The organism is Treponema sp. UBA753 (genome assembly GCF_002297325.1).
Classification (GTDB): Bacteria; Spirochaetota; Spirochaetia; order Treponematales; family Treponemataceae; genus Treponema_D.
Genome location: NZ_DBKJ01000039.1, coordinates 1 through 24,654, shown reverse-complemented (window position 1 = coordinate 24,654; position 24,654 = coordinate 1). Strand labels below are relative to the sequence as shown.

Sequence of the window (24,654 nt, the reverse complement as noted above, 5' to 3'; positions counted from 1 at the left end):
GATACTTTTGGGACATCCCCATCTTCTTGAAAACATAGATTCCTGTGCTATAGCACAGGAATGACACTATAAGCAAAATACGCAAATGACAGTCGGTTAAATACTTTTCTAATTAAGTAGGCTGTTTTGTTGTTGAGCCAAGCTTCATGTAATATGAGTCAACAATTCTTCTTATGTCGTGAATATTTGAAACAATCATGTAATCTTCAAAAATCTGAATCTTTCCGCGGTCCATAAGGCGCACAAGACAATCCTTTGCCTGATCAAGCGGAATAGAAGCCCAGCTTGCAATGTCGTTTGCAGTAATGAAGAATTTGCGCTTAAAGTTTCCGTCGTCATCTTTTCTTCTTGAAGATCCGCCTGCAAGTTCATCGTACATTAAAAACACATCGCAAATTCTTGTGTAAATATCCTTTATAAGAACAATTTTAAATTGGCGGTTCTGGTCGTAAATTCTTTTGCAGAAAAGCTTAAGAAGATTCATTACAATCTGCGGATTTCCAAGGACAAGCGCCTTAAAGTTTTCCTTGTTGAATTCCAAGCAGGCAACATCAGTTCTAGCAACACAAGACGCGCTTCTCTGGGAATTGTCAAGAATCGCCATTTCGCCAAAAAAAGCTCCGCTGCCAAGAATGTCAAGGCTTTTATTCTGATCTTTTATGCACTTTTCAATCTGAACTTCACCGTATTTTATAAGATAGAAAGTTTCGCCCGGTTCAAATTCGCTTATAATAACATCTCCGCGCTTATATTTTTTTGTAAAGCGGTCAAAAGCAGGAAGTGAAAACTGGTTTACAGAAAGGCCTCCAGATTTTGCGGAAATATCTTCGGAAGAAATATTGCGGGCATTTTCTCTGCCTTTTCGGGTATTTGCATTGGTAAAAAGCTTTGCAATTTCAACTTTGTTCGCAGGATTAGGATTCAGCTTTAAAATTCTAGTAAGGACATCGCAGCAACTTTTGAACTGGCCGTCATTGTAAAAAGCGTTGGCAACCATAAACATTCCGTGTTCCGGCGAAATTGAAATGCTGTTTCCGCCCAAATACTGCTCTGTTTTTTTATGAATGTCTCTAAGCGACTTACTGAAAACTCTAAGCATTTTTTCTGTGATAAAAGCCTTTGAGCCGAACATTTTTTCAAATTCATAAACTGAAAGCTGAACAACAGTCGAATCAAGCAGCACGGAAGCAGTTACCAAACTTGGCATTTTGGCAAGCGCGCTTTTTACGCCAAAGAATTCTCCAATATGAAGCTGTTCTGAAATTTGCTCTCCAGTTTCCAAATCCATGCTGCGCAAAGCAACTGCGCCTGACTGGAGAATATAAATATTTTCATCTTTGTCGCCTTCAAAAAAAATAATAGAGCCTTTGCTGAATTGCACAACTTTTGACATAACCTTCCTCGCAAAACCAACAAACTCTAAAAAGAGCCTTGATTTGAAAAAACACCTATACTTGTTTAGTATACCACAAAGTTTTTATTTATGCTACCTTGTTTAAGAGAATTCCGCATGATAGACTTGCATACACATTCAACAGCTTCCGACGGAACTTGCACACCGAGCCAGCTAATTTCCTACGCCGCAGAAAAAAAAATTTCAGCAATTGCGCTTACAGACCATGACAATATAGACGGAATTTTGGAAGCTCAAAAAAAGGCAAATGAGCTTGGAATCGAATTTATTCCGGGAATAGAAATCTCTATAGAATGGCCGAGCGGAGAATTTCATCTTCTTGGACTGGGACTTAAAAAGCCTGGAAAAAAACTTCTTGAGACAATTGAATTTTTAAGAGCTGAGCGGGATTCAAGAAACAAAAAAATAATCCAAAAACTTCAAGAACAAAATATCGATATTTCTTATGAAGAGCTTGTGGAAAAATCCGGCACAAAAACAATCGGCAGACCTCACTTTGCAAAACTTCTCATGGAAAAAGGAATAATAAAAAAAACTCAGCAGGCATTTGACTTGTTTCTTGCAAAAGGCCGTCCTTGCTACGTAAATAAAACCGGGGAAAATTTAAAAAAAGCCGTGGAAGCCATAAAAGAATCAGGCGGAATTCCAGTTCAGGCGCATCCAATGTCAATGTACGTTGCTTGGGGGAAAATGGAAGAAACAATGCTCGAAATAAAAAATTCAGGCGTTGAAGGGCTTGAAGCGCATCATCCAGGAGTCAGGCTTTCCGAAGCACGGCGGCTTGAAGAACTGGCAGAAATACTTGGAATGTTTACAACAGCAGGAAGCGATTTCCATGGCGAAAAAGTCCGCGCTGATAGAAAAATCGGATACTCGTCAGGCGGCTATAAAATCGAAGACAGATTTTGGACAGAACAGCTAAAGCCCGCTTTGGAAAAAGCTCACGGCGGAACAAACCACACATTTTCAGCTGAATAACGCAAAATTGTAACCCAAGGCAAAATGGATTATTTTAAATGCATAGCTTAAACATTGTCATTCCCGTACTTTGATATGGGAATCTATTATAAAATTGCAATAGATTTCTGATTGAGTTTCTTTCAGAAACATCGCAGATCAAACCCGAAAATGACACTTTTTATGAAACCAAACAATGACACAACTTTGGAGGAAAAATGAAAAATCTTTTAAAAAAATCAGCAGTAGCATTAGTTGCGGCGTTTTTATTTATTTCATGCGGAAAAAATCAAGCTGTAAAAAATGAAATGTTTGCGCCAATGGCAAAATCAATGAAAATGTCAGCAAGAGCAGATTCTGCAATGAACATGATGCAGGAGATGGTGTTTGAAGATTCAGCGGAACTTCCTTCTGAACCAGAGCAGACAAGCCAAGACAGAAAACTTGTCTACACAGGAAACCTTACAATTGAAGTTTCAAATCTTGCAGAGTCAAAATCATCTGTTGAATCTTGGGTAAAAAAATTTGGCGGATATATTTCAGATTCGTCTGAAAACACAAGCTCCATAAGAATAACAGCAAAAATTCCAAGTGGCTCTTTTTCTCAGGCAATGCAGGAATGCGGACAAATTGGAAAACTCAAATCAAAAAATATAAATTCCAGCGATGTTACAGAACAATTTTATGATTTGGACACACGGCTTTCGACTAGAAAAGTTTTGCTTGAGCGGCTCAAAAAATATCTTTCAGAAGCAAAAGATATGCAGGATATGTTAAAGATTGAAACAAAAATCAACGATGTAACTTCTGAACTTGAACGCATGCAAGGGCAAATGAACCGCTTAAAGTCTCAAATTGATTATTCTACAATTTATGTTACGGCTGAACTTCCTGTAAACCAAAATGAAAGCGGATTTGTAATGCCCGACACAAATTCACAATTGCGCCAATTCTTTGCAAACATACTGAATTTCTTTGTGAAATTTATTTTCACTGCATTGTATATTGTAATTTTTGGAGTTCCTTCTGTTCTATTCCTTATGCTCCTTTACTGGCTCGGATTTGGAAAAGTGGGACTTTTAAGAAAACTTTTTGCAAGAATAAGAAAATAAAAATACCCGGCGTTTTTGCCGGGCTTTTTGATTTTTGAGTTGAACTTTAAATTTATCTTACTGCTAAAATCGCGCCAAGAATAATAAGATGCTGGGCAAAAGTATAAAGCCATTCAAGGAAATTTTTTGAGCCGCCGCTAAGGATTCCTTTAGGTCCAAGAATATCTGAAATAACAATAGCAACAATCCAAACAATAATCGCAATAAGAGCCAAAACAGTTCCAAAGCTTCCAAAGCGATCGCCAATCACAATCTTTAAAATCATAAAGACGCCAACAAGAAGCTCAATCACTCCAAATGCAAGCACAAGAATATTTCCTACATTGCCAGAAACAAGCCCTTTAATTGCTCTTGCAGCAAAATCTCCATCGCCCTGCAAAGCCCATATTCCTCCAACAGCAAGCATCGCTCCAACTGCAATCTGCAAAATCAAAAGCGCCGCAGTCCATCCGCTTTTTTCAGTTCTCATATTTTTCCTCCTAGAAATATGTTCGGCAATATAAAAATGCCTATATCAAATATAATTCAGTTTTGAGCAAAAATCCACTTATTTCTAAAACGCTTAGTCTTCTTTATAAACAAACGGATTTTTCTTTAAAATTTCAAAAACGCCTTTGTCTGCTCCAAATGGAACAATGCTCGGCTGCTCATAAACAGGACTTACGACAATTCCAAGGTCAAGGCAATGCAAAATAAATTTTACATAAAGCTCTTTTGGAATTTTTGGAAAAAGATAAGGACCTTTTCTCTGCCAGTATTTTGTCAAAGCCAAATCGTAAATAAACCAGTCTTTTTCCTGCCGAGCCTGCAATGCCGAAATCAAATTATAAATTGAGCGTGTAATAGCAGCTTCAATTGGCGAAGAAAGTTTTATTGTTTCCTTTAAAACATCTTGCGGAATTTTTTCAGCCAAATCAGTTTTTGCAGCAAGAATATAAATTCCGCTTGTCCAAGGAAGAGCCGGTTCAAAAATTATGCAGTCTGCGTTGTCGTTTTCAAAAGCAGTTTCGCTCCAAGGCTTCCAGACAAAAGTGTTTTGAGGACTGATTTTTACAGCGGCGGAAAGGCAGTCAGATTTTTTTGCAAAAATAAAAACTTTGCGTTTGCATCCAAAGAAAAGCGCATTTACAGATTTTTCAAGCCGGCCTGAAAAACAAGTTTTAAAGCTTCCGGTTGCTCCACGGTCTATAGCATTTTTCAGCATTGTAAATGCAGAAGAGCCGCCCCAGCCTAAAATTGCCCTGCCATTTTCCTGATACAAATCTGTAAGACGTTTGCCTTTTTCTGTGTACAAAAACGGTCCGCGAGCACGCTTTACATTTCCGTACCGTAAAAAAATTTCTTCCGCTAAAAAATCAATTTCGTTCATTTGAATCTGATTATACTGAAAAAAAAATCTGTTGTCATTTGCCGACACAAAAACGGCTGAAAATATTTTCAAGGACATCATCTGGAGAAACTTCGCCGGCAACTTCGCCAAGGCTTTCCAAAGAATCTTCCAAATCCTGAACAACCGCATCAAGCCCGTAGCTGGAATCTTGAGAAATTTTCAAAGCATGCGTTATCCGCTCCAATGCTTCCTGAACTGATTTTTTTTGCCGCGCTGAACCAAGTCCGCTTTGCTCACGTTCAGTTTTTTCGCCGTCAAACAAAATGTCTTTTACTTTTAAAATAAGCTGTTCTATTCCAATATTATTTTTTGCAGAAATTTTTACAGAATCTTTCCAGACTTTTTTTATTCCGTCCAAATTCAAGTCAAAGGAATCACATTTATTCAAAACCAAAACAACCGGAATATTTTTCTGGCTTTCAATAAAATCCAAATCGTCTTTTAAAATTCCTTTTGAACTGTCCACAAGATAAAGAATAACATCCGCATCTTGGCTTAAATCTTTTGCAAGCTCAACGCCGCGCTCTTCAATTAAATCCGAAGTTTTTCTAAGACCGGCAGTATCAAAAAGCCTCACAGGAATTCCTGCAAAATCTGTCCAGCATTCAAGCCAGTCCCGTGTTGTTCCTTCTATGCTGCTGACAATTGCGCGTTCTTCTTTTAAAAGTGAATTGAAAAGACTTGATTTTCCGGCATTGGTTTTTCCGCACAAAACAATTCTTGCTCCGTCTTGATAAAGTTTTTCAGCCTTCCAAGAAGAAGCCAAGCCTGAAAGTTTTTTCTGCGCGCTTTTTAGCAATGAAGTGTCAAATGATTCTGAAATATTTTCTTCGTCTTCTGGATATTCAATTTCAACTTCAATGTTTCCAATTGTGTCCAAAATCAATTTTTTAATAGAAGAAATTTGCTCAAAAAGATTTCCGCTTAAACGTCCGGCGGCATGGCTTCTGGAAATATTTGTGCGGCTGTCTATTATTTCTTTTACGGCCTCGGCTTTTGTAAGATCAACTTTTCCGTTTATATAAGCCCTAAATGTAAATTCTCCGCGCTCAGCTTTTCTAAAACCATTTTCAAGCAGCAAGGAAAAAATTGAAGTTACAACATTCACTCCGCCGTGGCAAAATATTTCAATCATATCTTCGCCTGTAAAAGACTTTGGAGCTTTGTAAACGCCAAGCATAACTTCATCAATTTTTTTATTTCCACTTTGAATTCTTGAATCTTCAATCCAGCCGTAAACAAGAGAATTTCCAGCAGCCTGCAAAAGTGCTTTTTTGCGTGAAAAAATTTTAGCTACAAGCCCAATGCAATTTTTACCGCTAGTCCTGACAATTCCAATTGCAGAAGGAACAAGCGCAGTTGCAATTGCCGCTATAGGTTCTTCCGGCGTATATTTATTCATTTGCTTCCACCGAACACAGGCTTTACATGAAGAAAATTTCTTGTTGTAACACTTGCGTTTTCGTATTCAAGTTCATTGTCTAGCACAGAATTCCAAATTGAAATCATGTCCTTTGCATTTTCCTTTTTCTGCTCCAAATCCTGCGAATCGGAATCTAAAGAATTTTTTATTCCCAAACTGAATGCCGGAATTCTTTTTTGCAAATCACATTCTTTTTCATGCCACGGAGAAATTTCGTTGTCCTTAGGATCCGGGCTTATGTCTTCATAATATCCGCCGGAATTGTTCCAGTGCATATATCCTCTATCAAGACCATCACGCACACCAAAAATTTCCCGCAAAACATAATTCTTGTCATAATATTTTCTGTCATGCCTTACGCCCATGTAAAATGCCTGAATCCAAGGACGCACAATAATTCTGTTCCTGCCGATTATTGTGTTTCTAAATGAGCCGTAAAAATAAATTCTGTACGCTCTTTCTTCATAAGGCGGATACTCAAGAAAATCCTGTTCAAAATGCGACGGATAAAACATCGGACAAATAACGTCAACATATTCGCTCATAAGCTCAACATCCTGTCCAGTTCTTGTTCCGCTTCTGTACCAGCCGTTCGCTCCGTAAATATCAATTCCAATAGGAGCTTTTATATTTTTGCGGGCATAAGACAAAAACGAAACCAACGCGCTTTCTTTTACCATGCCTTTGTCGCGCCATCTGTAAACTGCGGAATTTAAATTTGTTCCGTCAGTCGGAAATCTTATGTAATCAAACTGAATTTCGTCAAAGCCGCGGGAAACAAGTTCCTTTGCAATTTCAACATTGTACTCCCAAACTTCCTCGCTGTAAGGGTCAACCCAATTTTCATCATAGTAAACAGTTTTTGTTCCAGCCGGATTTCCACTTTCATCAGTAACGTCTTCTTTTCCGCGGATTCCAATCCATGGCGAATTTGTACGGGAATTCCAAACCGCATATTTTCCTTTGTCATAGGAAGCTAAATTTCGGTCCTTAAAAACAACAATGCGCGCAATAAGATAAACGCCGTCTTTTTTAAATTCGCTTACAACTTGCTCCAAGTCAATTTTGTACTGAGTAACTTTTCCTTTTTGCTTTAAAAGCTGGCTGTTCGGCTCAAACCTCAAAAGTCCGTAGTCATCTTTCATGTCGATTACAACAGAATTGAGCTTGTTGTCAGAAACAATTTTTTTATATTTTTCAATTCCCGAAGAATTTCTAAGCTGATAAACTGACGCATAAATTGACTTTTTTTTGTTTGCAAGATAAGCCCAAGGAGAAAGAATTGTTTCTGGATTCAAAAGCCAAAGTTCATTCAAAGTAACATTCGTTCCAAGCTGCGAAATATTTTTAGGAACAAAAGCTGAATTTACAGTGTCGCCTGCAGCAGTTAAATTTTCCCTCCAAGAATTAAAGCTTGAAATTTCTGAAATTTCCCTTGTTTCAAGAGAAAGCGAAAGGATTTTTCCGACTGTTGAAAAAATCAAGTTAGAGCCGTTTTGACAAAGTCCGTCAATCGCATCGCACGGATTTTCGCCTTGGTAAATTTTTTCAGCTTTTTTTGTCCGCCAGTCAAATCTGTAAATGTTCGGAATGAATGACTGGGAAAGATAAATTTCTGCATAAATGTTTCCAGATGAATCACGGCACAAAACTGGCAAAATATCAGAAATTTCATCAACTTGCGTAAGGCTCTTCATTGCGGAAAAACCTGCGCTCACGTCAATCCACTTTGGATTTTTTTCATCGGCGCGGCAATAGCTAAAACCGTAAATAGGATGCGACATAAAAACAACAATTTCGCTGCTTTCAATTTCTCCATTTTTTCCATAAACCGGCATATGGGAAACTGCGACCGCTTTCATTCCAGAAGTATAATTGCTTGCTGAACCAAGCGATTTCCAGGACAAACCTCCATCGCGTGTTATAAAAACGTCATCTTTTGTGGCTGTTACTAAAATATCTGGATTCAGTGGATCTGCGCAAATGTCTTTTAAAAGAGGCATTTTTTGAACTATTTCTTTATTTCCATTTTCATAATTCTTTACAATTAATGAAGGAAGTCCTATATTGCGCTGCGTAAATTCCTTTAAATCTAAGGAAGAATAAATCCCTTTTTCTGTAACAAAAAACCATTTTGCCTGAGTTCTTAAAATGCGTTCAACTTTTCCTTCCGTCCACAAAGGATCTGCAATTCCGCTTGGAAGAATTTTAAAAAGTCCTGTGTCTGTTCCGATTAAAAACGGCTCTGGATTTTCAGAAACTCTTCTTTCAAGATAAACTTCCGGAAGCTTATACAAAGGCTTTGACTGGGCAAAAGAAATTCCTGAAAAAATAGAAAAAACCGATGCTGAAATGCACAATTTTAAAAAGAATATACGCATGGTCTTCTTATCGGCATTTCAGCGTTAAATTTTAGAAGAATTAAATTTTACTGAAGAAGCAAATCGCCGTCTTTTATCCAGCCGATTCTTTTTAATATAAAACAAAACAAAACAGAAAAAACAGCTGGAAGAACAAAGCAAACAAGAACAAGTCCAAGCCAGTCAAAAATTCCTGGCGAAACAGCAACAGCTCCATGCGCAACCGCAGCTTGTGAAGGTTCAAACCAGCCTGTTATTATTCCAATTTGTCCTACAAGACCGCAAGTTCCCATTCCGCTTGAAACCGCAGCTCCATTCATTTGCATTTTAAAAAGACAAGTTGCAATCGGACCGGTTATAACAGAAGCAAGCGTAGGAGGAATCCATATCCGAGGATTTTTTACGATGTTTGGCATTTGGAGCATTGAAGTTCCAAGTCCCTGAGATAAAATTCCGCTCCAGCCGTTTTCTTTAAAGCTCATAACTGCAAAGCCAACCATTTGAGCGCAGCAGCCGGCAACAGCAGCTCCGCCAGCAAGTCCTGTAAGACCAAGAGCCGCGCAAACCGCCGCAGAACTTACTGGAAGAGTCAAAAGGAGACCGACAATTACAGAAATAAGAATTCCCATCAAGAAAGGCTTTAAAGTTGTTGCCCACATAATTAAATTTCCAAAGGCATAGGCGGCTTTTCCAATATGGCTTGCAAAAAGCAAAGTAAAAAAAACTCCAGCCACAATCGTAATCAAAGGAGTTACAATTATGTCAACTTTTGTTTTTTTGCTTACAAGCATTCCGCATTCACATGAAAGAACTGCGATTATAAGAACTGCAAGCGGACCTCCAGCCCCGCCTGAAACATTTGCAGCCGCGCCAACTGCAACAAGAGTAAACAAAACAAGCGAAGATGCTCCCATCGCATATCCAATTCCAACAGACATTGCCGCGCCAACAACATGAGGTTCACAGGCAAAATTTCCTGCTGAAACAAAAAATTCAAAAACAGGATTTGCTCCAAGCCTAAGCAACTGCTGTCCTAAAGTCTTTACAATTGTTCCAATCAAAAGAGACGCAAAAAGTCCTTGCGCCATTCCGCCCATCGCATCAATTAAGTAGCGTTTCACATACTTGTTCATAGAGAGTCCTTTAAAAATTTTTTAGATTGCTTACTTGGAAATGCAGTGATAGGAGCGTTCGTAGGCTCGTTAGGTTGTGGGATTCAACCGACAGTCATCACAACGTAATCATCGTTACAATTTTATTTTATCAAAGGAAAAAGAAAAAAACAATCCGCTGACGTTTTTGAATTTTTGTGATATTCTTTTTAAATGTTTCATTTTATTGTAAATCCAGTTTCGCGTTCAGGCAAAGGGCTTCGTTTATGGAAAAATAAAATCGAGCCTGTTTTGATTTCAAAGAAAATTCTATACGACGTTGAGTTTTCAAAAGAGCATGGAGACGTTACAAAAATCTGCTCAAGAATCAGCGAAAAATCTTTGGCGGAAAAAAACTGCACAATTGTAATTCTTGGCGGAGACGGAACTTTGAATGACGCAGTTCAGGGAATACAAAATTTTGAAACTGTCATGCTTGCATATATTCCAACAGGCTCAAGCAACGATTTTGCGCGCGATATGAAAATTTCAAAATCAGTAAAAAAATGCCTTGAAAAAATACTTTCAGCTACAAACCCAGTTGAACTAGATTTAGGTGAAATAATTACAGAAAAAATAAAAAGAAAATTTGTTGTAAGCGCAGGCTTAGGATTTGATGCGGCAGTCTGTCAAAAATCTTCACATTCATTTATAAAAAGAAATTTAAATAAATTCGGACTTGGAAAACTGACATATCTTGCAATTGCATTGAACCAAATTATTCATGCTCCAAAGGCAGACTGCACAGTTGAATTTGACAACGGCAAAAAACTTGTTCTGAAAAAATTTCTTTTTGCAGCCTCAATGGTTCACCGTTATGAAGGCGGCGGATTTAAATTCTGTCCAAAGGCAAATCCTACAGACGGAAAAATGAATTTGTGCATTGTTAACAACAAGTCAGTTCCAGGAATTCTTTTTGCATTGCCAACTGCCTTTTTTGGGCTGCACGGATTTTTTCCAGGAATAAATTTAATAGAATTTTCAAGCGCAACATTCAATACAACAATTCCGCTTTGGCTACACACAGACGGCGAAGTCTACCAAAAAACTTGCAGAATAACAGTCCGCAATTTTGAAAAAAAACTAAAGATGATTGGCATTTAAAATGAATTATCAAATCGAACTTGAAAAAATTCTTTCATCGCTAGAAAAAAATGTTCCGCCAGAAAACAGGCCAAAACTTTTGCTTCATGGTTGCTGCGCGCCTTGCTCATCTTATGTTTTGGAATTTCTTTCTTCATTTTTTGACATAACAATTTTGTATTACAATCCAAATATTTTTCCACAAGAAGAATATAAAAGGCGGCTTGAAGAACTAAAAAATTTTCTTCCTGAATTTTTTCCGGCAAAAGAAAATTTTGTAAAGCTCATGGAAGATTGTTATATTCCACAGGAATTCTATGACGCAATAAAAATCAAGGAAAATCCAGAGCTTGCCACAGAGCCAGAAAAAGGAGAACGCTGCAGAAGATGCTATAAATTCAGGTTAAAGCGCGCTTTTGAATTTGCGCAAAAAAACGGCTTTGATTATTTTTGCACAACACTTTCAATAAGCCCGTTCAAGGATTCAGAAAAAATAAATCAAATTGGAAAAGAACTTTCTGAATGCGCAAACGGAAAACCAAAGTGGCTTTTTTCTGACTTTAAAAAGAAAGGTGGATTTCTTAGAAGCCTTGAGCTTAGCAAGGAATTTTCACTTTACCGGCAGCAATATTGCGGCTGCATTTTTTCCGCAGAAAATTCTAGCAAGACTCACGGACAACAAGAGAAGACGGAAGCATAATTTTAAGCGCGCATTCATCTTTTCCTGCCGTTCCAGAAACAATCATTTTAACAGCCTGCTCGCCCATTGCTTTTTTCTGCACATTCATCGTGGTCAAAGGCGGACACGTATATTCTGAAATTTCAATATTGTCTATGCTGATTATCGCAACATCATTCGGAACTGAAATATTTTTTTTGCTTAAGCCGCGAAGAACTCCAATTGCAACTTCATCAGAGCCGCAAACAATTGCGCGTGGAAATTTTTTATCAGCCGGAAAAGAATCGATTGCCTTGAATCCGCCGCTCATGTCAAAAGTTTCAGCAATAAAAAAGTTGTCCCGTTTTGCATCAAGATTTTTTTCAGACAAAGCAAGCTGAACTCCATGCACACGGTCATCGTCCTCGCCAATATATCCAATTTCAGAAAAACCTTTTTGAATCAAATATTCTGTTGCCCGCTGCGCAGTTGCCTGTCTGTCAAACATAACGCTACTCAAGCCTTCATACTGAAATTCAATGCAGACAATTTTAGAAAGCCGCCCTTTTATTTTGTCGATGATTTTTTTATCTTCATCAGTTTTCAAGCACTGATCTGTTGCAACAAGAATCAGTCCGCCTATTTCCTCTTCGTGAATCAAACTGTTAAACAAAACCGGATTTTTTAGCTCATGGAAAAATCTTATAAAGCTCACCTGAAAATTCTGCTCATGCGCTTCAAGGTGAATTCCAGAAAGTATTTCCGCATAATACGGACGCAAAAAAGTTTCAGAAGCGCAAAGAACAACGCCAAGCTTATTCGCTGCAAAACCAACATCGCCTTGCTGCAAAGCCTGCGCCGCTTTGTTCGGTCTGTAGCCAAGTCTTTCTATCGCATCCAAAATTCTTTTGCGTGTTTCTGGAGCAACAGAACGGTCAGAGTTTCCGCTTATAACATAGCTTACCATGCTCCGTGTTACGCCGGCTTCTTTTGCGACATCGTTTTGAGTAACCGCAGATTTCATATTTACACCTTAAGGTTCGATTTTATACTGTCATTCCCATGCTACGACATGGGAATCTGCTATAAATTTACAATAGATTATTACCGGGTCAAGCCCGATAATGACAGCTAAATATTATAAACGACTTAAATGAATATTGGAAGCCTAAGTTTTTTGAATAGTTGAATTGCAAAGGCAAAATCGTTAGCATAAGACAACATAAGAGGTTTTCTATGAAGAAATATTTTTTTTTAGCAATTCTGGCGGGCACATCGGTTTTTGTTTCCGCGCAGACTTTTAAACTTTCCGGCCATGTCCGCTCTGGAATTTCAACTGCATTTGACGGCGCGAAAGGCGAAGACAATGACGACATCAATTCATTTTCCGCGGCAACTTGGACAAAGGGCGATTATTTTGGCGACGATGAATTTTCACGCATAAGGCTTGACGGAGAATTTATTGGAACAGAAAAAAAATTCGGAGCGAGCGTAAGATACCAGTACGCAGGTTCATTTGACAAAATCACTTTCAGCGAAAAACAGATAACTTATGCAAACGCCTGGGGAAAATTTGTTGACCAAAAACTTTTTGTTTCAGGCGGGAGAATAAAAGATATGTTTTTTACTTCAACCGGATTTGAGCAGTTCACGTTTATCACAAAAAAAACTGGCGGCTATGCAGTTTATTCAATCACTCCAGAATTGAAAGTTGGCGGCGCAATAGTTCAAGATTATTTGTATTCATATTCAAAAGGTGAAAAATTTTACCCAAGAAAAGACGGCTATGACAACGGAACAAAAGAATTCGGAAAAAACGCATTTATAGGCGGAATAAATTTTACAAAAGATTTCTTTAGTCTTAGGGGAGCAATTGCCGCAGCCGGAGCAGGATACGCAAATGTAAATTTGAAATTTGCAAACGGAATTAAATTCAGCGCGGAAGGAATTTATCAGAAGCAAAAAACACGGAACGAATTCAGAATGGGAAAAGCTGAAATTCAAAAAATGAAACCGGCCCAGTTTGTTTTTGTTGAAAACATTGAATACACAGGAATTGACAAACTGCTTTTGGGAATCGCAAGCTACCAGCATTTTAGAGATGAAACTTACACAGACAAAGACGGCAATACTTTGAATTTCTTTTCTATAATTCCGGCTGTAAAATACAACTTGCTAGACAACCTTTCATTAAGCGTTGAAAGCACAATCAGAATTTTTGACAGCCGCTACAAAGGAAACACAGACACTTATGCAAACATAATTCCTCGTGCTGACTTTGAAATTGCAAAAGGATTTATAGCAACTGTATACGGAGACATTTCCACAGACACTGACAGAAGAAAAAATTCCGTTGGGGCTGGCGTCTGCGTTGTATTCTAAAAAAATATCAGACTAAAACTGTCATTCCCGCACTTGATGCGGGAATCTAATATCATTTAAAAGATTGCCGGGTCTATGCCCGGCAATGACATTTTACACAATTAATGACTATAAGTTAGTATTCGATTTTTGTCATATCTGTAACTTCTTTGTTGTAGTCAACGCCGTCAACATCGAAGCCGTTTATAATCAAGAAGTCGTGGCGGATTCCTTCCAAGTCAACAAGCTCATTTACATTTTCTTCTGTAACAGCCGGCATAACTTTGTTTACTTCATCCTGAACTTTTGGATCCATTTCCCAGTCGTCCATGCGAATTCTGTTCTCTGAATCTACAGGAACTTTTCCGTCGGCAGTGTAAAGACGTTCAGCAAACAAACGCTCCATCTGCTCAATGCATCCTTCGTGAGTTCCCTGCTTCTTCATAATCTTGAAAAGAACTCCAAGATACTGCGTAATAATCGGGATAACTGAAGATGAACGTGTAATAAGTCCCTTGTTAACACTTACATAAGCAGCTCCGCCTTTTGCCTTAAGAGCGACATCAATATTGTGCGCACGTTTTTCCAAGTCCTTTTTTGCCTCGCCGATTGTTCCATCGCGGTAAATTGGATGAGAAAGAGAAGGTCCAATGTAAGAATAAGCCAAAGTGCGGCATCCGTCTGCAAGAACATCTGCTTCTGAAAGCTGCTTAATCCATCTTTCCCAGTCTTCACCACCCATTACTTTTACAGTGTTCGGAATTTCATCTCCTTCCGCTGGCTGTGTTGAAGCCTGAGTAATTTTCCCAGTCATCATATCAAGAGACGCTCCAGAATAAACCTGATTAATAGGCTTGATTACTGAACGGTACATTACTTTTGTATCTGGATCTGTGCGAACAGGACTTGCCAAAGAATAAATAACAAGGTCGGCTTTTGCACCCCAGTCTTTAAGTTGCTTTATAACTTCCGCGCGGCATTCATCGCTGTAAGCATCCGCATTGAAAGTCTTTGCTTTTAATCCGGCTTTTTCTGCTGCCTTGTCAAACGCCATGTTGTTGTACCAGCCAGGAGTTCCGCCTTTTACCTGTGTAGGCTGCTTTTCAAATGAAACTCCGATTGTGTCAGCTCCATATTCAAAAGCAGCTGTAATTCTGCTTGCAAGTCCGTAGCCTGTAGAACAACCAAGAACAAGAACAGTTTTTGGAGCTTTTCCGCCTTCCGCCAAAGTCTTAGTTCCGCGCTTGGCTTTTTGAGCTATAACATAATTAATCTGATTTTCAGTTTCTTTTGCGCAGCCAATTGGATGGGCATTAATACACATATTGCTGCGGATCATCGGTTTAATAATCATTTTAAAGTCTCCTGTAAAAAATATAGTTATAATTTTAAAGTCTATCTATTTTGACATTTTACGTCAATATGTCAAACCTTCTTGTCTTCTTGAAAAAATTTCAGCATTATGGCACTATTTTTTTGAAAGGCGTAAGCTAAAATCGAATTTTCTCCGAGGTATTAAATATGGAAAAGCACAGCAAAATTTTCAAACTTTCATTTTATTTTATTTTTTCCCTTGCAATTATTCAAGGAATTTTTGCAGCCCCGAAAGTTTCAGAAAGAAGACAAAAACTTATAACATATTCGCTTTCATTTGTAGGAACAAAATATGTTTACGGCGGAACAGATCCAGAAACAGGATTCGACTGCAGCGGCTTCATAGACTACGCAGCTAGAAACGGAGCAGGCATTCAACTTCCACGCACCGCAAATGAAATTTACAACAGCAGCCGCGTAATAAAAATAGATCCAAAGGAAAAAGAGCCAGGCGACTTGATGTTCTTTAAAAACGATCCGAACTCTGACCGCGTAACACATATCGGACTTTATTGCGGAGTTTACCGCGGACCAATTACTGAATTCAACGGAAAGCGCGTTTTCGTTTCGGCAGTAAGCGATGGACCAAAGACAGGCGTACAGCTTACATTGATTAGCGAGCGTTTCTGGAAAAACCACTTCTTTGGTTACGGAAGAATTCTTCCGCGCACAAAAAAAGTACAGGTTGCAAATAAAAAAGCGCAAACTACAAAAGTTCAAAAAAAGTAACATTTTCCGCAAAAAACTGTTTTCAATAATATGAAAAGAGCAAAATATATATGCGCAACCTTTTATCTTTTTACACTTCTTGCATTTACAGGCTGCGCATCTTTAATTCAAGTCAAAGCAGAAAAAAGCGGGATGCAGACTCTTGCTGCAAAAATTGATTTAGGCGAAGCAATTTCAAGCGCAATAAAAGAAGCATCTAGCGGACTAAGCGAAATTAATTCCAGCGGCGGACTTGATTCAAATAGCGAGCTTGTAATTTTCGATACAAAAAAAATAAAATCCGCGCTAGAAAATTCAGAATTTAAAAATGTAAAAATTTCATCTCCTGAATTTTCCAAGCTGAATATTTCTGGAACAGGAAACTTTTCTAGCTTTGCATTTCAAAATGAAAAATCATTAAAAATAAAATTCAGCCCGGAAAATATAAAAAAATTAGCCTCAACGCTTCCTGCTGAAACACAAAGTTTTTTTGACCTTCTTATGGCTCCGGTTTTTACAGGTGAAAAAATGACTGCCAGCGAATATGCAGATTTAATTGCAGTTGTCTACGGTGAAAATCTTGCGCAGGAACTAAAAAAATCCGCAGTGGAACTTTCGCTTGTTTCGCCTGCTGGAAAAACAAAACAATTTTCTATTCCACTTACGGATTTTCTGACTTTATCTGAAGAAAAAGTTTTATCTATAGATTTCTAAATTCCATTGTAATGAGTTCTAATTTTGTCCAAAACATAGTCTTCAAATTCCTTGAGAGCAAATGTCTTCTGCGGAATCTTGGATGAAAATCTAAAACGGCAAGTAACGGAATTTTCTCCCTGCTCTTTTTCTCCAACAACAAGAATATACGGAGTTCTGTGCTCAGTTGAAATATTCTTGATTTTATTTTTCATGTTGCTGTCATCTGTATAAGCATTTGCACGAATACCAAGCGACTTAAGTTCATCAGCAACTTTTTCAGCATAAGAATTGAATTCAAAAGCAACAGGAACAACCGCCACCTGCTCAAACGAAAGCCAAGCCGGGAAAACGCCAGCATAATTTTCAATCAAAATTCCAAGGAAACGTTCAAGAGAACCAAGAACTGCGCGATGGAGCATTACAGGATGATGCTTTTGATTGTCCGCGCCAATATATTCAGCGTTAAGACGTTCTGCGCTAGGAAGCTGATAGTCAAGCTGAATTGTTCCGCATTGCCACTGACGGCCAAGAGCATCTATAAGCGTAAACTCAAGCTTAGGTCCATAGAATGCGCCTTCGCCCGGCTGAATTTCGTATTCCATTCCCGCTGATTTGCAAGCCGCTGCCAAAGCTTTTTCTGCGTGCTGCCAAGTTTCCAAGTCGCCAACATGATCTTCTGGCATTGTAGAAAGCTTTACAAGAAGATTTTTGTCAAATCCAAAGTCTTTGTAAACATCAAGAAGCAAACGGCAGAATTTAGAAACTTCACTTTCAATCTGCTCTTCTGTGCAGATAATATGCGCATCATCCTGAACAAATCCGCGTACACGCATAATTCCATGCAAAGTTCCGCTCGGTTCATTTCGAACACAATGTCCGAATTCTGCAAGGCGCATTGGCAAATCTTTATAAGAGCGGACTCTTGAATTGAAAATTTCAAGTGCGCCAGGACAGTTCATGGGCTTGATTGCAAACATACGCTTTTCACTTTCAGTAACGAACATATTTTTCTGGTAGTGTCCCCAGTGTCCGGAACGTTCCCACAAAGTGCGAGGCATTATAGCCGGCGTATTTACTTCCATATAACCGTCTTTGCGGATTTTTTCGCGCATATAGTCTTGCAAAGTTACGTACATTGTCCAGCCATTCGGATGCCAGAAAATCTGACCTGGATCTTCCGGATCAAGATGGAACAAATCAAGCTGCACGCCAAGTTTGCGGTGATCACGTTTATCTGCCTCTTCAAGCATCGTAAGATAATCTTTTAAATCATTCGGCTTGTAAAAGCAAACTGCGTAAATGCGTGTAAGCATCGGACGTTTTACGTCTCCCCTCCAATAAGCTCCGGCAATGCTCATAAGTTTAAATGACTGCTGATTTATTTCCTTTGTATTCGCAACATGAGGACCGCGGCACAAGTCAAGGTATCCGTCCTGCTCATAAGTTGTTATAACTTCGCCTTCTGGAAGTTCCTTTATAAGTTCTTCTTTGTAAGGCTGATCTTTAAAAAGCTCGAGAGCTTCTGCCTTTGAAACTTCTTTGCGGACAAAATCGTGGTTGCCTGAAATAATTTTGCGCATTTCTTTTTCTATTGAAGCAAAATCTTCCGCGCAGACTTTGTGTCCTTCTGGAAAATCAAAATCGTAATAAAAGCCATTTTCTATTGCAGGACCGATTGCAATTTTTGTTCCCGGAAAAAGATTTAAAACTGCTTCTGCCATTACGTGCGCACAACTGTGGCGTATTGTCTGTAATTTTTCATCAACTGCCATTTTCAATTCCTCGAAATTCTATACTATTAACATCATAGATTATTCTTTTTTTATTTATATTTCAACAAGATGTCAAGCTATGTCTATTTTTTCTATATGAGCGCCAAGGGATTTTAAGCGTTCCACAAGATTTTCGTAGCCGCGCTCAATCTGATACACATTGCTAATCCGGCTTTCTCCACGAGCACAAAGAGCCGCAATAACCATAGCCATTCCAGCACGGACATCAGGAGAAACAAGATGCTCGCCATGAAGAGAACTTGGACCTGCGACAACAGCACGGTGAGGATCGCAAAGTGTAATGCGCGCGCCCATGCTTATAAGCTTGTCTACGAAGAACATTCGGCTTTCAAACATTTTCTCAAAAATCAAAACAGTTCCTTCAACTTGAGTGGCAACAACTGTCATAATCGAAGTCAAATCCGGCGGAAATCCAGGCCAAGGACTGTCATCAATTTTTGGAATCATTCCGCCTAAATCCGTGTTCACTTTCATTTCCTGATCTGCGGAAACTGTAAGAACGTCATCTTCAATATCCCAGCGGATTCCAAGTTTGTTAAAAGAAATCCGCAGCGGGCGTAAATCATTTATACGGACACCTTCAATTTTGATAGAGCCATGAGTAGCGGCGGCAAGTCCAATAAACGAGCCTATTTCCATAAAATCCGGACCAATTGAAAAATCGCAGCCCTTGAGTTTTTTAACTCCTTCAATCTTTAAAATATTTGAACCGACTCCTGAAATTTTTGCGCCCATCGCATTCAGCATATTGCACAAATCCTGAACGTGAGGCTCGCTAGCCGCATTTGTAATTTCTGTTGAACCTTCCGCAAGAACAGCCGCCATAACTGCATTTTCTGTAGCAGTAACAGAAGTTTCGTCAAGAAAAATATCAGAACCAACAAGTTTATTTGCGGTAAACTCAAATTTTCTGTCTATTGAAACACGCGCGCCAAGTTCTTCAAGCGCAAGAAAATGAGTATCAAGACGGCGGCGGCCAATAACGTCTCCACCAGGCGGTGGCATTATAGCTTTTCCAGTGCGGGCAAGCAAAGGACCTGCAAAAAGAATTGATGCGCGGATTTTTTTGCTAAGCTCAGGAGGAATGTCATTGCGCGATATTTCAGAAGCATTTATTTCCCACGCATTTTCAGAAAGCTTTTCAACTTTTGCGCCAAACGACTGCAAAATCAAAAGCATAACGCCTGTATCTTCAATTTCTGGAATATTTCGTAAAATAACTTTTTCACAAGTAAGCAAGGAAGCCGCAATGCAAGGGAGAGCTGCGTTTTTGTTTCCGCTTGCTTTTATAGTTCCCTTTATCGGAAAGCCGCCTTCTATTTTATATTCATACATAGCGCAATTATAAACAGATTTTGAATGAATTTCAATTTGGGCAAAAATATTATCTTAAAAAAATCAGTCGCAGCAACAAAGATGAACTAAAACTTCAACTGCTTTTACCATTTGGTCAAGGCTAGCCCATTCATTGCGTGAATGAAAATTGTGTCCGCCTGTAAAAATGTTCGGGCAAGGAATTCCCATTTCTGTAAGCCTAGAACCGTCAGTGCCGCCGCGGATTGGCGTAAAAATCGGCTCAATTCCACTTGCCTTATATGCTGAAATAAGCCTCTCTGCGACTTTTGGATTCTTGTCCAAATTTTCTTTCATGTTCAAATATTGCTGCGTGTGCAAAACTTCAGCCTTTCCGCCAAAAAGTTCAGAAACAGTTTTTGCAAGAAGCTCAACTGTAGATTTTCTTTTTTCCATTCCAACCGAAGAAAAATCACGAAGCAAAAGAGAAACCTTTGATTCTTCTATAGAACCTTCAATTGAAATTGGCGCAAAAAATCCTTGCCTGCCGTCTGTTGTTTCCGGGCGTTCACCAGCAGGAAGATTTGCAACAAAGGCGGAAGCCATGCTGATTGCATTTACCATTGTGCCGCGCGCTGTTCCAGTGTGGGTCGCGTTTCCCTTGAAAACAATGTCGCTCCTAAACGCATTAAAACATTCTGTTTCAAGTTCGCCGATATGTCCGCCGTCCACAGTGTAAGCGCACTTTGATTTTAAAAGCTCAAGCGGAACTTTATCCATGCCGTGTCCTGTTTCTTCATCTGGAGAAAAAATAACTTCGATTGCAGGATGCTTTAATTCCGGGTGGTTTAAAAGATATTCAAGACACGAAACAATTTCCGCAACGCCAGCTTTATCGTCCGCGCCAAGCAATGTTGTTCCGTCGCTAGTTATAATTGTCTCGCCATTTTTTGCAGCAAGAAAAAGAGCTGAATCTTTTTGCGGATCAAGCTCTGTGCCGCAAAGAACGATTTTTTCACCTGAGTAATTCTCGTGAATTTTTGGATTCACATTTTTTCCAGAAACTTCTTCTGAAGTATCTATGTGCGCAAGAAGGCAAATTGAAGGTTCCGAAGAGCCATTCGCAGGAAGAATTCCATAAGTATAGCAATGCGCCGTTGTCTGAACATTTTCAAGTCCAAGCGATTTTAGTTCAGAGCGCAAAACACAAGCCATTTCGTTCTGGCCGGAAGTGCTGGGCATAATTCCAGAATCTGCTTTTTGCGAATCGCTTTCGCTCCAAATTTTTACATATTTTAAGAAACGCTCAAGTAAAGAGCTTTTTATTTTTAATTTATCTTCCATAATAATTTTGATTATACAAGTTGCTTTTAAAAATTGCAATTTTTGCAAACAGCAACTTATCTGCTTTTCATTTTTTCCGAGCAAGCAAAGTTTTTTCAAGGAGCAAAAGAAGCTCCGGGTCATATTTGAATGAAACTTTCTTCAGTTCGTCCAACGCTTTTTTTCTGGACAAAGATTTTTTGTATCCGTCCTGCCTTACAAGAAAAACGTAATCTTCCGTCAAATGAATAAGACGCGCCACATAAGGAATTTCCTCTCCATTCAAGCCGTCTGGAAATCCTGTTCCATTTTGATTTTCGTGGTGAAAAAACGCCGCTTCCCAAAATACGCTTTTATATTCATAAGGAACAAAATCAAGCTGAAAAAGTCCTCTTGCAACATGCGTGCGCAAAAAAATTTCTTCCTTTCTGCTTAGAACTTCCGAATGAAAAAGCGACTGCTTGAATTCCAAATAACCAGCATCGTAAACCATTGCCGCCGCGTAAAAAAGAATCCGCTCCAAAGGCTCTTTATCTTTTAAAAGCCTGAATACAATCATGCTGACTTTTTTTGAATTTGATTTTCTGTTTGTATAAGAATCAATTACAGAACCAAGGACAACGCATTGCCTCACAAGATTAAAAAGTTTCTTCCTAAGCTCAGGCTCGATTTTTTCCAAGTCCTTTGAAACAGGAAGATTCTTTAAATACCTTTTTGCTGAAATTCTTCTTTTAAAATGAAGGGCAAGACCAAAAACAATAAAAGCAAACAACGCGCAGATAAAAATTAAAAAAGCAGATTTTGCTAAAAACAAAACAAGAGAGGCAGGAATTCCTGGAATCAGCTCCTGAATAAAAGGAATAATTTCTATCAGAACATCGTCATTTTCGTTCATTCAAAAGATTCTATCATGCGCAAAACGAATTTTCAACAAAACAAAAATGCCGCCCGCCTAGCAAAAATTTCACTGGGCAAGCAGCATTAAAAATTTCCTAATTGCAATCTGCTAAATTAGAAAGAATAGCCCCAAGAAAGCGGAATTGAAATAAATGAGTCTCCGTCGCAAGTTTCGTAGTTCAAGCCAGCAGAGAATGTGTGGTTTCCGAAAGTATATGCAACATTAGGATTTACACCGATTACCGATTCTGCTCCGTTTGAAGAATTGTCAAACAAGAATTTTCCTGTAACATCCGCGCTCAAAGATTCTGAAAGCTCGTAGCCTACACAAGCCGCAAAGTACATATCGTAGTCTGAACTTTTGTCATCTGTGTTGAAAAGTGTTTCCGCAGAAAAACTCAATGCGTCAAGAGAATATTCAACAGAAACATTGAAAAGGCTCTTTCCAAACACACCGAAATCTTCAGAAATGCTCAAGTCATCGATTTTGTTTTCATAATATTTTCCAACAACTTCATCGTCTTCTGTAATTTCACCTTCTGCCTTGCTATAAGAATATCCTACGCGGATTACAAAATCCTGTTCGGCAAGAGGCTTTAACATTGCGTAAACACCAAAGCCGCGGTTGTCGCTGTCTGCAACATTTGAAACTGCCGCTCCAACTGTAAACATTTCTTCAAAAGCATATTCTGCGCCGAATCCAATGTTAAGCTTTACAGTTTCATCATCTTCGTCTTTTCTAGTAAAATAATTTACGCCGTCATCGCCTTCGCCAAAAGGAACTGTAACAGCAATCTTAAGTCCTTCAATTGGTGTTGCAGCAACAGTGAATCCTTCTGAACCAAGATTTCCCAAAGCAACATTGTCATCATAAATCGGCAGGTAAGAACCTTCAAGCCAAACATCTTCATGGAAACCAAGAGCAATTTTTTCAACAGGGCGGTACTCAACGAACCAGCTTACATCGTCCCAAGCAAAGCCAAAGTTTTTGTCATTCCAGTCATCAAGAATAAAAGTAACATCAAGTTCTGCGTCTACTTTTTCTGAAGTGAAAGTAGCAACAACATTTTCTTCAAGTCCGGCGAAGTCTTTTGTTGTTTCATCTTCACCGCCATTGTAAACTTTTCCTTTTCTGATTGTTGCAACGTCAGAAGAAAGTTCGTTTGTGAATTCCACACTCTGTGCAAATGCGGAAACAGAAAGCAAAGCAGCTGCGGCAAAAGCAACAGCACCCTTAAAATTGATTTTCATAGATACTCCTCAAACAAAAGTTAACCAAGACTAAATATTGTTAGCTTAGTACAACTTTTATTTACAAGGACTAACTTAAACAAAATCAATTATTTTGTCAATCTGAATTTTCAATAAAATTACTTTTTCCAGCCGTCATATTTTTCGCATTCAAGAATTTTTTTTGCATTTGCCACACGCTCTGCGGAAGGACTTTCTGTGTCCTTTAAAACATAGTCAATTCCCATGTCCTTGTATTTCATTGCGCCAAGTCCGTGGTAAGGAAGAATTTCCACACGCTGAACATTCGAAAGTGTGCGGATAAAATCCCGTGTGCGCAAAAGATATTCATCGTTGTCTGTAATGCCCGGAACAAGAACATGGCGGATCCAGATTGGCTTTTTTATTTCGTCAAGATAGCGAAACATTTCAATTATATTTTTTCCAGTGCGGCCGGTAAGTTTTATGTGCTCTTCTTCATCAATGTGCTTAATGTCCATAAGAAGAATATCTGTAACTTCCATAAGCTTTTTGAATTTTTCAAACCATTCGCCTTCTTTTGTAAAAGGGCCGCCAGCAGTGTCAATGCAAGTATTAACGCCTTTCTCCTTTGCCTTCGTGAAAAGCTCAAGCAAAAAATCAAGCTGCATCAAAGGCTCGCCGCCTGAAACAGTGATTCCGCCTTTTGCGCCCCAATAAGATTTGCAGCTCAAAGCTTCATTCAAAAGCTCGTCCGCAGTGTAAAGCTTGCCTTTTGCCATGTCCCAAGTGTCCGGGTTGTGACAATATTTGCATCTTAAAGGGCAGCCTGAAAAAAAGATTATAAAACGAACGCCAGGTCCGTCCACAGAACCAAAAGATTCTAACTGATGAATATATCCCTGCATAAAAATTCCTTGCTGATAAAAAGTGTGTATTTACAAAATAATTTAACATTTCTTTTAGCAAAAAAAAAGCCCCGCAGGAATTCCTGTGGAGCTAAAAAATTTAATTAAAAAATGAAAGACTACTTACTGCTTAGAATATGTTTCGTAATCCCATTCAAGGTAAGTTTTACCACTCTCAGTTTTTATAACAGCGGTTCCTGTCTCGCCATCATCATAAGTAATTACAATTTCACCATCTTTTGTTGTGTCACCAGAATACTTTGCTGTTTCAGAGAAATCTCCTTCTTCATCAGAACCTTCGAGTTTTACAGTACCATTATCATAGAAAGTCAGTACTGCTTTGTAGCCATCCTCTGATATAGCCCAAGTTGTTACAACGCTTGGATCGTCGTCATCATCATCGTCATCTTTGCAGCCTACAAATGCAAGCGCAAGAACCATAGCTGCCAATACAGCTGAAATTTTAGCAAACTTTCTCATAAGTTCACTCCTTAAAAAATAGATTACGCTGAAAAAATTCAGCAGTCTCTATTGTACCCCCCCC

Annotated in this window: 22 protein-coding genes; 7 read left to right on the top strand and 15 right to left on the bottom strand. The window is 38.8% G+C overall.

The features are described from left to right. Positions 1-112: 112 nt before the first annotated feature. Entirely contained in the window at positions 113-1,393 is a 1,281-nt protein-coding gene (locus B4C08_RS02895; RefSeq protein ID WP_296662634.1) for a Crp/Fnr family transcriptional regulator, read from the bottom strand. A 117-nt stretch (positions 1,394-1,510) separates the two neighbouring features. Here B4C08_RS02895 and B4C08_RS02890 point away from each other — a divergent pair, with 117 nt between their 5' ends. Together B4C08_RS02890 and B4C08_RS02885 are read left to right on the top strand one after the other, a co-directional pair. Then, a complete protein-coding gene (locus B4C08_RS02890) occupies positions 1,511-2,392 on the top strand; it encodes a PHP domain-containing protein (RefSeq protein ID WP_296662631.1) in 882 nt (293 codons plus the stop codon). Positions 2,393-2,589: 197 nt separating this feature from the next. Next, positions 2,590-3,483, top strand: a complete 894-nt coding sequence (locus tag B4C08_RS02885; protein ID WP_296662629.1) for a DUF4349 domain-containing protein — start codon at positions 2,590-2,592, stop codon at positions 3,481-3,483. Positions 3,484-3,535: 52 nt separating this feature from the next. Here the strand turns inward: B4C08_RS02885 and B4C08_RS02880 are convergent, their stop codons facing one another. The 5 genes from B4C08_RS02880 to B4C08_RS02860 form a co-directional block, all read right to left on the bottom strand. After that, on the bottom strand, positions 3,536-3,952 hold the full coding sequence (locus tag B4C08_RS02880) for a hypothetical protein (RefSeq protein ID WP_296662626.1): 417 nt from the start codon (positions 3,950-3,952) through the stop codon (positions 3,536-3,538). Positions 3,953-4,045: 93 nt separating this feature from the next. After that, entirely contained in the window at positions 4,046-4,852 is an 807-nt protein-coding gene (locus B4C08_RS02875) for a hypothetical protein (protein WP_296662624.1), read from the bottom strand. A 34-nt stretch (positions 4,853-4,886) separates the two neighbouring features. Further along, on the bottom strand, positions 4,887-6,275 hold the full coding sequence (gene mnmE / locus B4C08_RS02870) for a tRNA uridine-5-carboxymethylaminomethyl(34) synthesis GTPase MnmE (protein ID WP_296662621.1): 1,389 nt from the start codon (positions 6,273-6,275) through the stop codon (positions 4,887-4,889). Then, the gene (locus B4C08_RS02865) at positions 6,272-8,677 is read right to left on the bottom strand and encodes a putative glycoside hydrolase (protein ID WP_296662618.1); all 2,406 of its coding nucleotides are present in this window, start codon (positions 8,675-8,677) and stop codon (positions 6,272-6,274) included. The genes mnmE and B4C08_RS02865 overlap by 4 nt, the downstream gene beginning before the upstream one ends. Positions 8,678-8,724: 47 nt before the next feature. Continuing rightward, a complete protein-coding gene (locus B4C08_RS02860; RefSeq protein WP_296662615.1) occupies positions 8,725-9,789 on the bottom strand; it encodes a PTS transporter subunit IIC in 1,065 nt (354 codons plus the stop codon). Between the two features lie 192 nt (positions 9,790-9,981). Here B4C08_RS02860 and B4C08_RS02855 point away from each other — a divergent pair, with 192 nt between their 5' ends. Next, entirely contained in the window at positions 9,982-10,911 is a 930-nt protein-coding gene (locus B4C08_RS02855) for a diacylglycerol/lipid kinase family protein (RefSeq protein WP_296662612.1), read from the top strand. A 1-nt stretch (position 10,912) separates the two neighbouring features. Then, a complete protein-coding gene (locus tag B4C08_RS02850) occupies positions 10,913-11,590 on the top strand; it encodes an epoxyqueuosine reductase QueH (protein ID WP_296662610.1) in 678 nt (225 codons plus the stop codon). On the opposite strand, the gene B4C08_RS02845 is transcribed toward B4C08_RS02850, so the two are convergent. Further along, positions 11,550-12,572 (bottom strand): LacI family DNA-binding transcriptional regulator, encoded by a 1,023-nt coding sequence (locus B4C08_RS02845; RefSeq protein ID WP_295795435.1) that lies wholly within the window; start codon positions 12,570-12,572, stop codon positions 11,550-11,552. The genes B4C08_RS02850 and B4C08_RS02845 overlap by 41 nt on opposite strands. 212 nt (positions 12,573-12,784) lie before the next feature. Between B4C08_RS02845 and B4C08_RS02840 the strand changes: the two genes are divergently transcribed. After that, a complete protein-coding gene (locus B4C08_RS02840; RefSeq protein WP_296662607.1) occupies positions 12,785-13,930 on the top strand; it encodes a hypothetical protein in 1,146 nt (381 codons plus the stop codon). A gap of 115 nt (positions 13,931-14,045) precedes the next feature. Here the strand turns inward: B4C08_RS02840 and fabV are convergent, their stop codons facing one another. After that, a complete protein-coding gene (fabV, locus tag B4C08_RS02835) occupies positions 14,046-15,263 on the bottom strand; it encodes an enoyl-ACP reductase FabV (protein WP_296662605.1) in 1,218 nt (405 codons plus the stop codon). A 167-nt stretch (positions 15,264-15,430) separates the two neighbouring features. Here fabV and B4C08_RS02830 point away from each other — a divergent pair, with 167 nt between their 5' ends. Together B4C08_RS02830 and B4C08_RS02825 are read left to right on the top strand one after the other, a co-directional pair. Beyond that, a complete protein-coding gene (locus tag B4C08_RS02830) occupies positions 15,431-16,012 on the top strand; it encodes a C40 family peptidase (RefSeq protein ID WP_296662602.1) in 582 nt (193 codons plus the stop codon). Between the two features lie 30 nt (positions 16,013-16,042). After that, on the top strand, positions 16,043-16,705 hold the full coding sequence (locus B4C08_RS02825) for a hypothetical protein (RefSeq protein ID WP_296662599.1): 663 nt from the start codon (positions 16,043-16,045) through the stop codon (positions 16,703-16,705). Here the strand turns inward: B4C08_RS02825 and thrS are convergent. From thrS to B4C08_RS02790, 7 genes are all read right to left on the bottom strand, one after another. Continuing rightward, positions 16,702-18,459 (bottom strand): threonine--tRNA ligase, encoded by a 1,758-nt coding sequence (gene thrS, locus B4C08_RS02820; RefSeq protein WP_296662597.1) that lies wholly within the window; start codon positions 18,457-18,459, stop codon positions 16,702-16,704. The genes B4C08_RS02825 and thrS overlap by 4 nt on opposite strands. Positions 18,460-18,531: 72 nt before the next feature. After that, positions 18,532-19,815, bottom strand: a complete 1,284-nt coding sequence (gene murA, locus B4C08_RS02815; RefSeq protein WP_296662594.1) for a UDP-N-acetylglucosamine 1-carboxyvinyltransferase — start codon at positions 19,813-19,815, stop codon at positions 18,532-18,534. A 63-nt stretch (positions 19,816-19,878) separates the two neighbouring features. Further along, positions 19,879-21,117, bottom strand: a complete 1,239-nt coding sequence (gene pepT / locus B4C08_RS02810) for a peptidase T (protein ID WP_296662592.1) — start codon at positions 21,115-21,117, stop codon at positions 19,879-19,881. Between the two features lie 67 nt (positions 21,118-21,184). Further along, positions 21,185-21,991 (bottom strand): HD-GYP domain-containing protein, encoded by an 807-nt coding sequence (locus tag B4C08_RS02805; protein WP_296662589.1) that lies wholly within the window; start codon positions 21,989-21,991, stop codon positions 21,185-21,187. 116 nt (positions 21,992-22,107) lie between these two features. Beyond that, the gene (locus B4C08_RS02800) at positions 22,108-23,244 is read right to left on the bottom strand and encodes a hypothetical protein (RefSeq protein ID WP_296662587.1); all 1,137 of its coding nucleotides are present in this window, start codon (positions 23,242-23,244) and stop codon (positions 22,108-22,110) included. A gap of 119 nt (positions 23,245-23,363) precedes the next feature. Next, positions 23,364-24,110, bottom strand: coding sequence for a pyruvate formate-lyase-activating protein (gene pflA / locus B4C08_RS02795; protein ID WP_295795456.1), 747 nt, complete (start codon positions 24,108-24,110; stop codon positions 23,364-23,366). 123 nt (positions 24,111-24,233) lie between these two features. Further along, on the bottom strand, positions 24,234-24,590 hold the full coding sequence (locus B4C08_RS02790) for a hypothetical protein (protein ID WP_296662584.1): 357 nt from the start codon (positions 24,588-24,590) through the stop codon (positions 24,234-24,236). Between the last annotated feature and the right edge of the window lie 64 nt (positions 24,591-24,654).

Excerpts from the sequence above, each read along its gene's own strand:
- B4C08_RS02895 (WP_296662634.1), bottom strand. The coding sequence starts at position 1,393 with ATGTCAAAAGTTGTGCAATTCAGCAAAGGCTCTATTATTTTTTTTGAA.
- B4C08_RS02890 (WP_296662631.1), top strand. The coding sequence starts at position 1,511 with ATGATAGACTTGCATACACATTCAACAGCTTCCGACGGAACTTGCACA.
- B4C08_RS02885 (WP_296662629.1), top strand. The coding sequence starts at position 2,590 with ATGAAAAATCTTTTAAAAAAATCAGCAGTAGCATTAGTTGCGGCGTTT.
- B4C08_RS02880 (WP_296662626.1), bottom strand. The coding sequence starts at position 3,952 with ATGAGAACTGAAAAAAGCGGATGGACTGCGGCGCTTTTGATTTTGCAG.
- B4C08_RS02875 (WP_296662624.1), bottom strand. The coding sequence starts at position 4,852 with ATGAACGAAATTGATTTTTTAGCGGAAGAAATTTTTTTACGGTACGGA.
- mnmE (WP_296662621.1), bottom strand. The coding sequence starts at position 6,275 with ATGAATAAATATACGCCGGAAGAACCTATAGCGGCAATTGCAACTGCG.
- B4C08_RS02865 (WP_296662618.1), bottom strand. The coding sequence starts at position 8,677 with ATGCGTATATTCTTTTTAAAATTGTGCATTTCAGCATCGGTTTTTTCT.
- B4C08_RS02860 (WP_296662615.1), bottom strand. The coding sequence starts at position 9,789 with ATGAACAAGTATGTGAAACGCTACTTAATTGATGCGATGGGCGGAATG.
- B4C08_RS02855 (WP_296662612.1), top strand. The coding sequence starts at position 9,982 with ATGTTTCATTTTATTGTAAATCCAGTTTCGCGTTCAGGCAAAGGGCTT.
- B4C08_RS02850 (WP_296662610.1), top strand. The coding sequence starts at position 10,913 with ATGAATTATCAAATCGAACTTGAAAAAATTCTTTCATCGCTAGAAAAA.
- B4C08_RS02845 (WP_295795435.1), bottom strand. The coding sequence starts at position 12,572 with ATGAAATCTGCGGTTACTCAAAACGATGTCGCAAAAGAAGCCGGCGTA.
- B4C08_RS02840 (WP_296662607.1), top strand. The coding sequence starts at position 12,785 with ATGAAGAAATATTTTTTTTTAGCAATTCTGGCGGGCACATCGGTTTTT.
- fabV (WP_296662605.1), bottom strand. The coding sequence starts at position 15,263 with ATGATTATTAAACCGATGATCCGCAGCAATATGTGTATTAATGCCCAT.
- B4C08_RS02830 (WP_296662602.1), top strand. The coding sequence starts at position 15,431 with ATGGAAAAGCACAGCAAAATTTTCAAACTTTCATTTTATTTTATTTTT.
- B4C08_RS02825 (WP_296662599.1), top strand. The coding sequence starts at position 16,043 with ATGAAAAGAGCAAAATATATATGCGCAACCTTTTATCTTTTTACACTT.
- thrS (WP_296662597.1), bottom strand. The coding sequence starts at position 18,459 with ATGGCAGTTGATGAAAAATTACAGACAATACGCCACAGTTGTGCGCAC.
- murA (WP_296662594.1), bottom strand. The coding sequence starts at position 19,815 with ATGTATGAATATAAAATAGAAGGCGGCTTTCCGATAAAGGGAACTATA.
- pepT (WP_296662592.1), bottom strand. The coding sequence starts at position 21,117 with ATGGAAGATAAATTAAAAATAAAAAGCTCTTTACTTGAGCGTTTCTTA.
- B4C08_RS02805 (WP_296662589.1), bottom strand. The coding sequence starts at position 21,991 with ATGAACGAAAATGACGATGTTCTGATAGAAATTATTCCTTTTATTCAG.
- B4C08_RS02800 (WP_296662587.1), bottom strand. The coding sequence starts at position 23,244 with ATGAAAATCAATTTTAAGGGTGCTGTTGCTTTTGCCGCAGCTGCTTTG.
- pflA (WP_295795456.1), bottom strand. The coding sequence starts at position 24,110 with ATGCAGGGATATATTCATCAGTTAGAATCTTTTGGTTCTGTGGACGGA.
- B4C08_RS02790 (WP_296662584.1), bottom strand. The coding sequence starts at position 24,590 with ATGAGAAAGTTTGCTAAAATTTCAGCTGTATTGGCAGCTATGGTTCTT.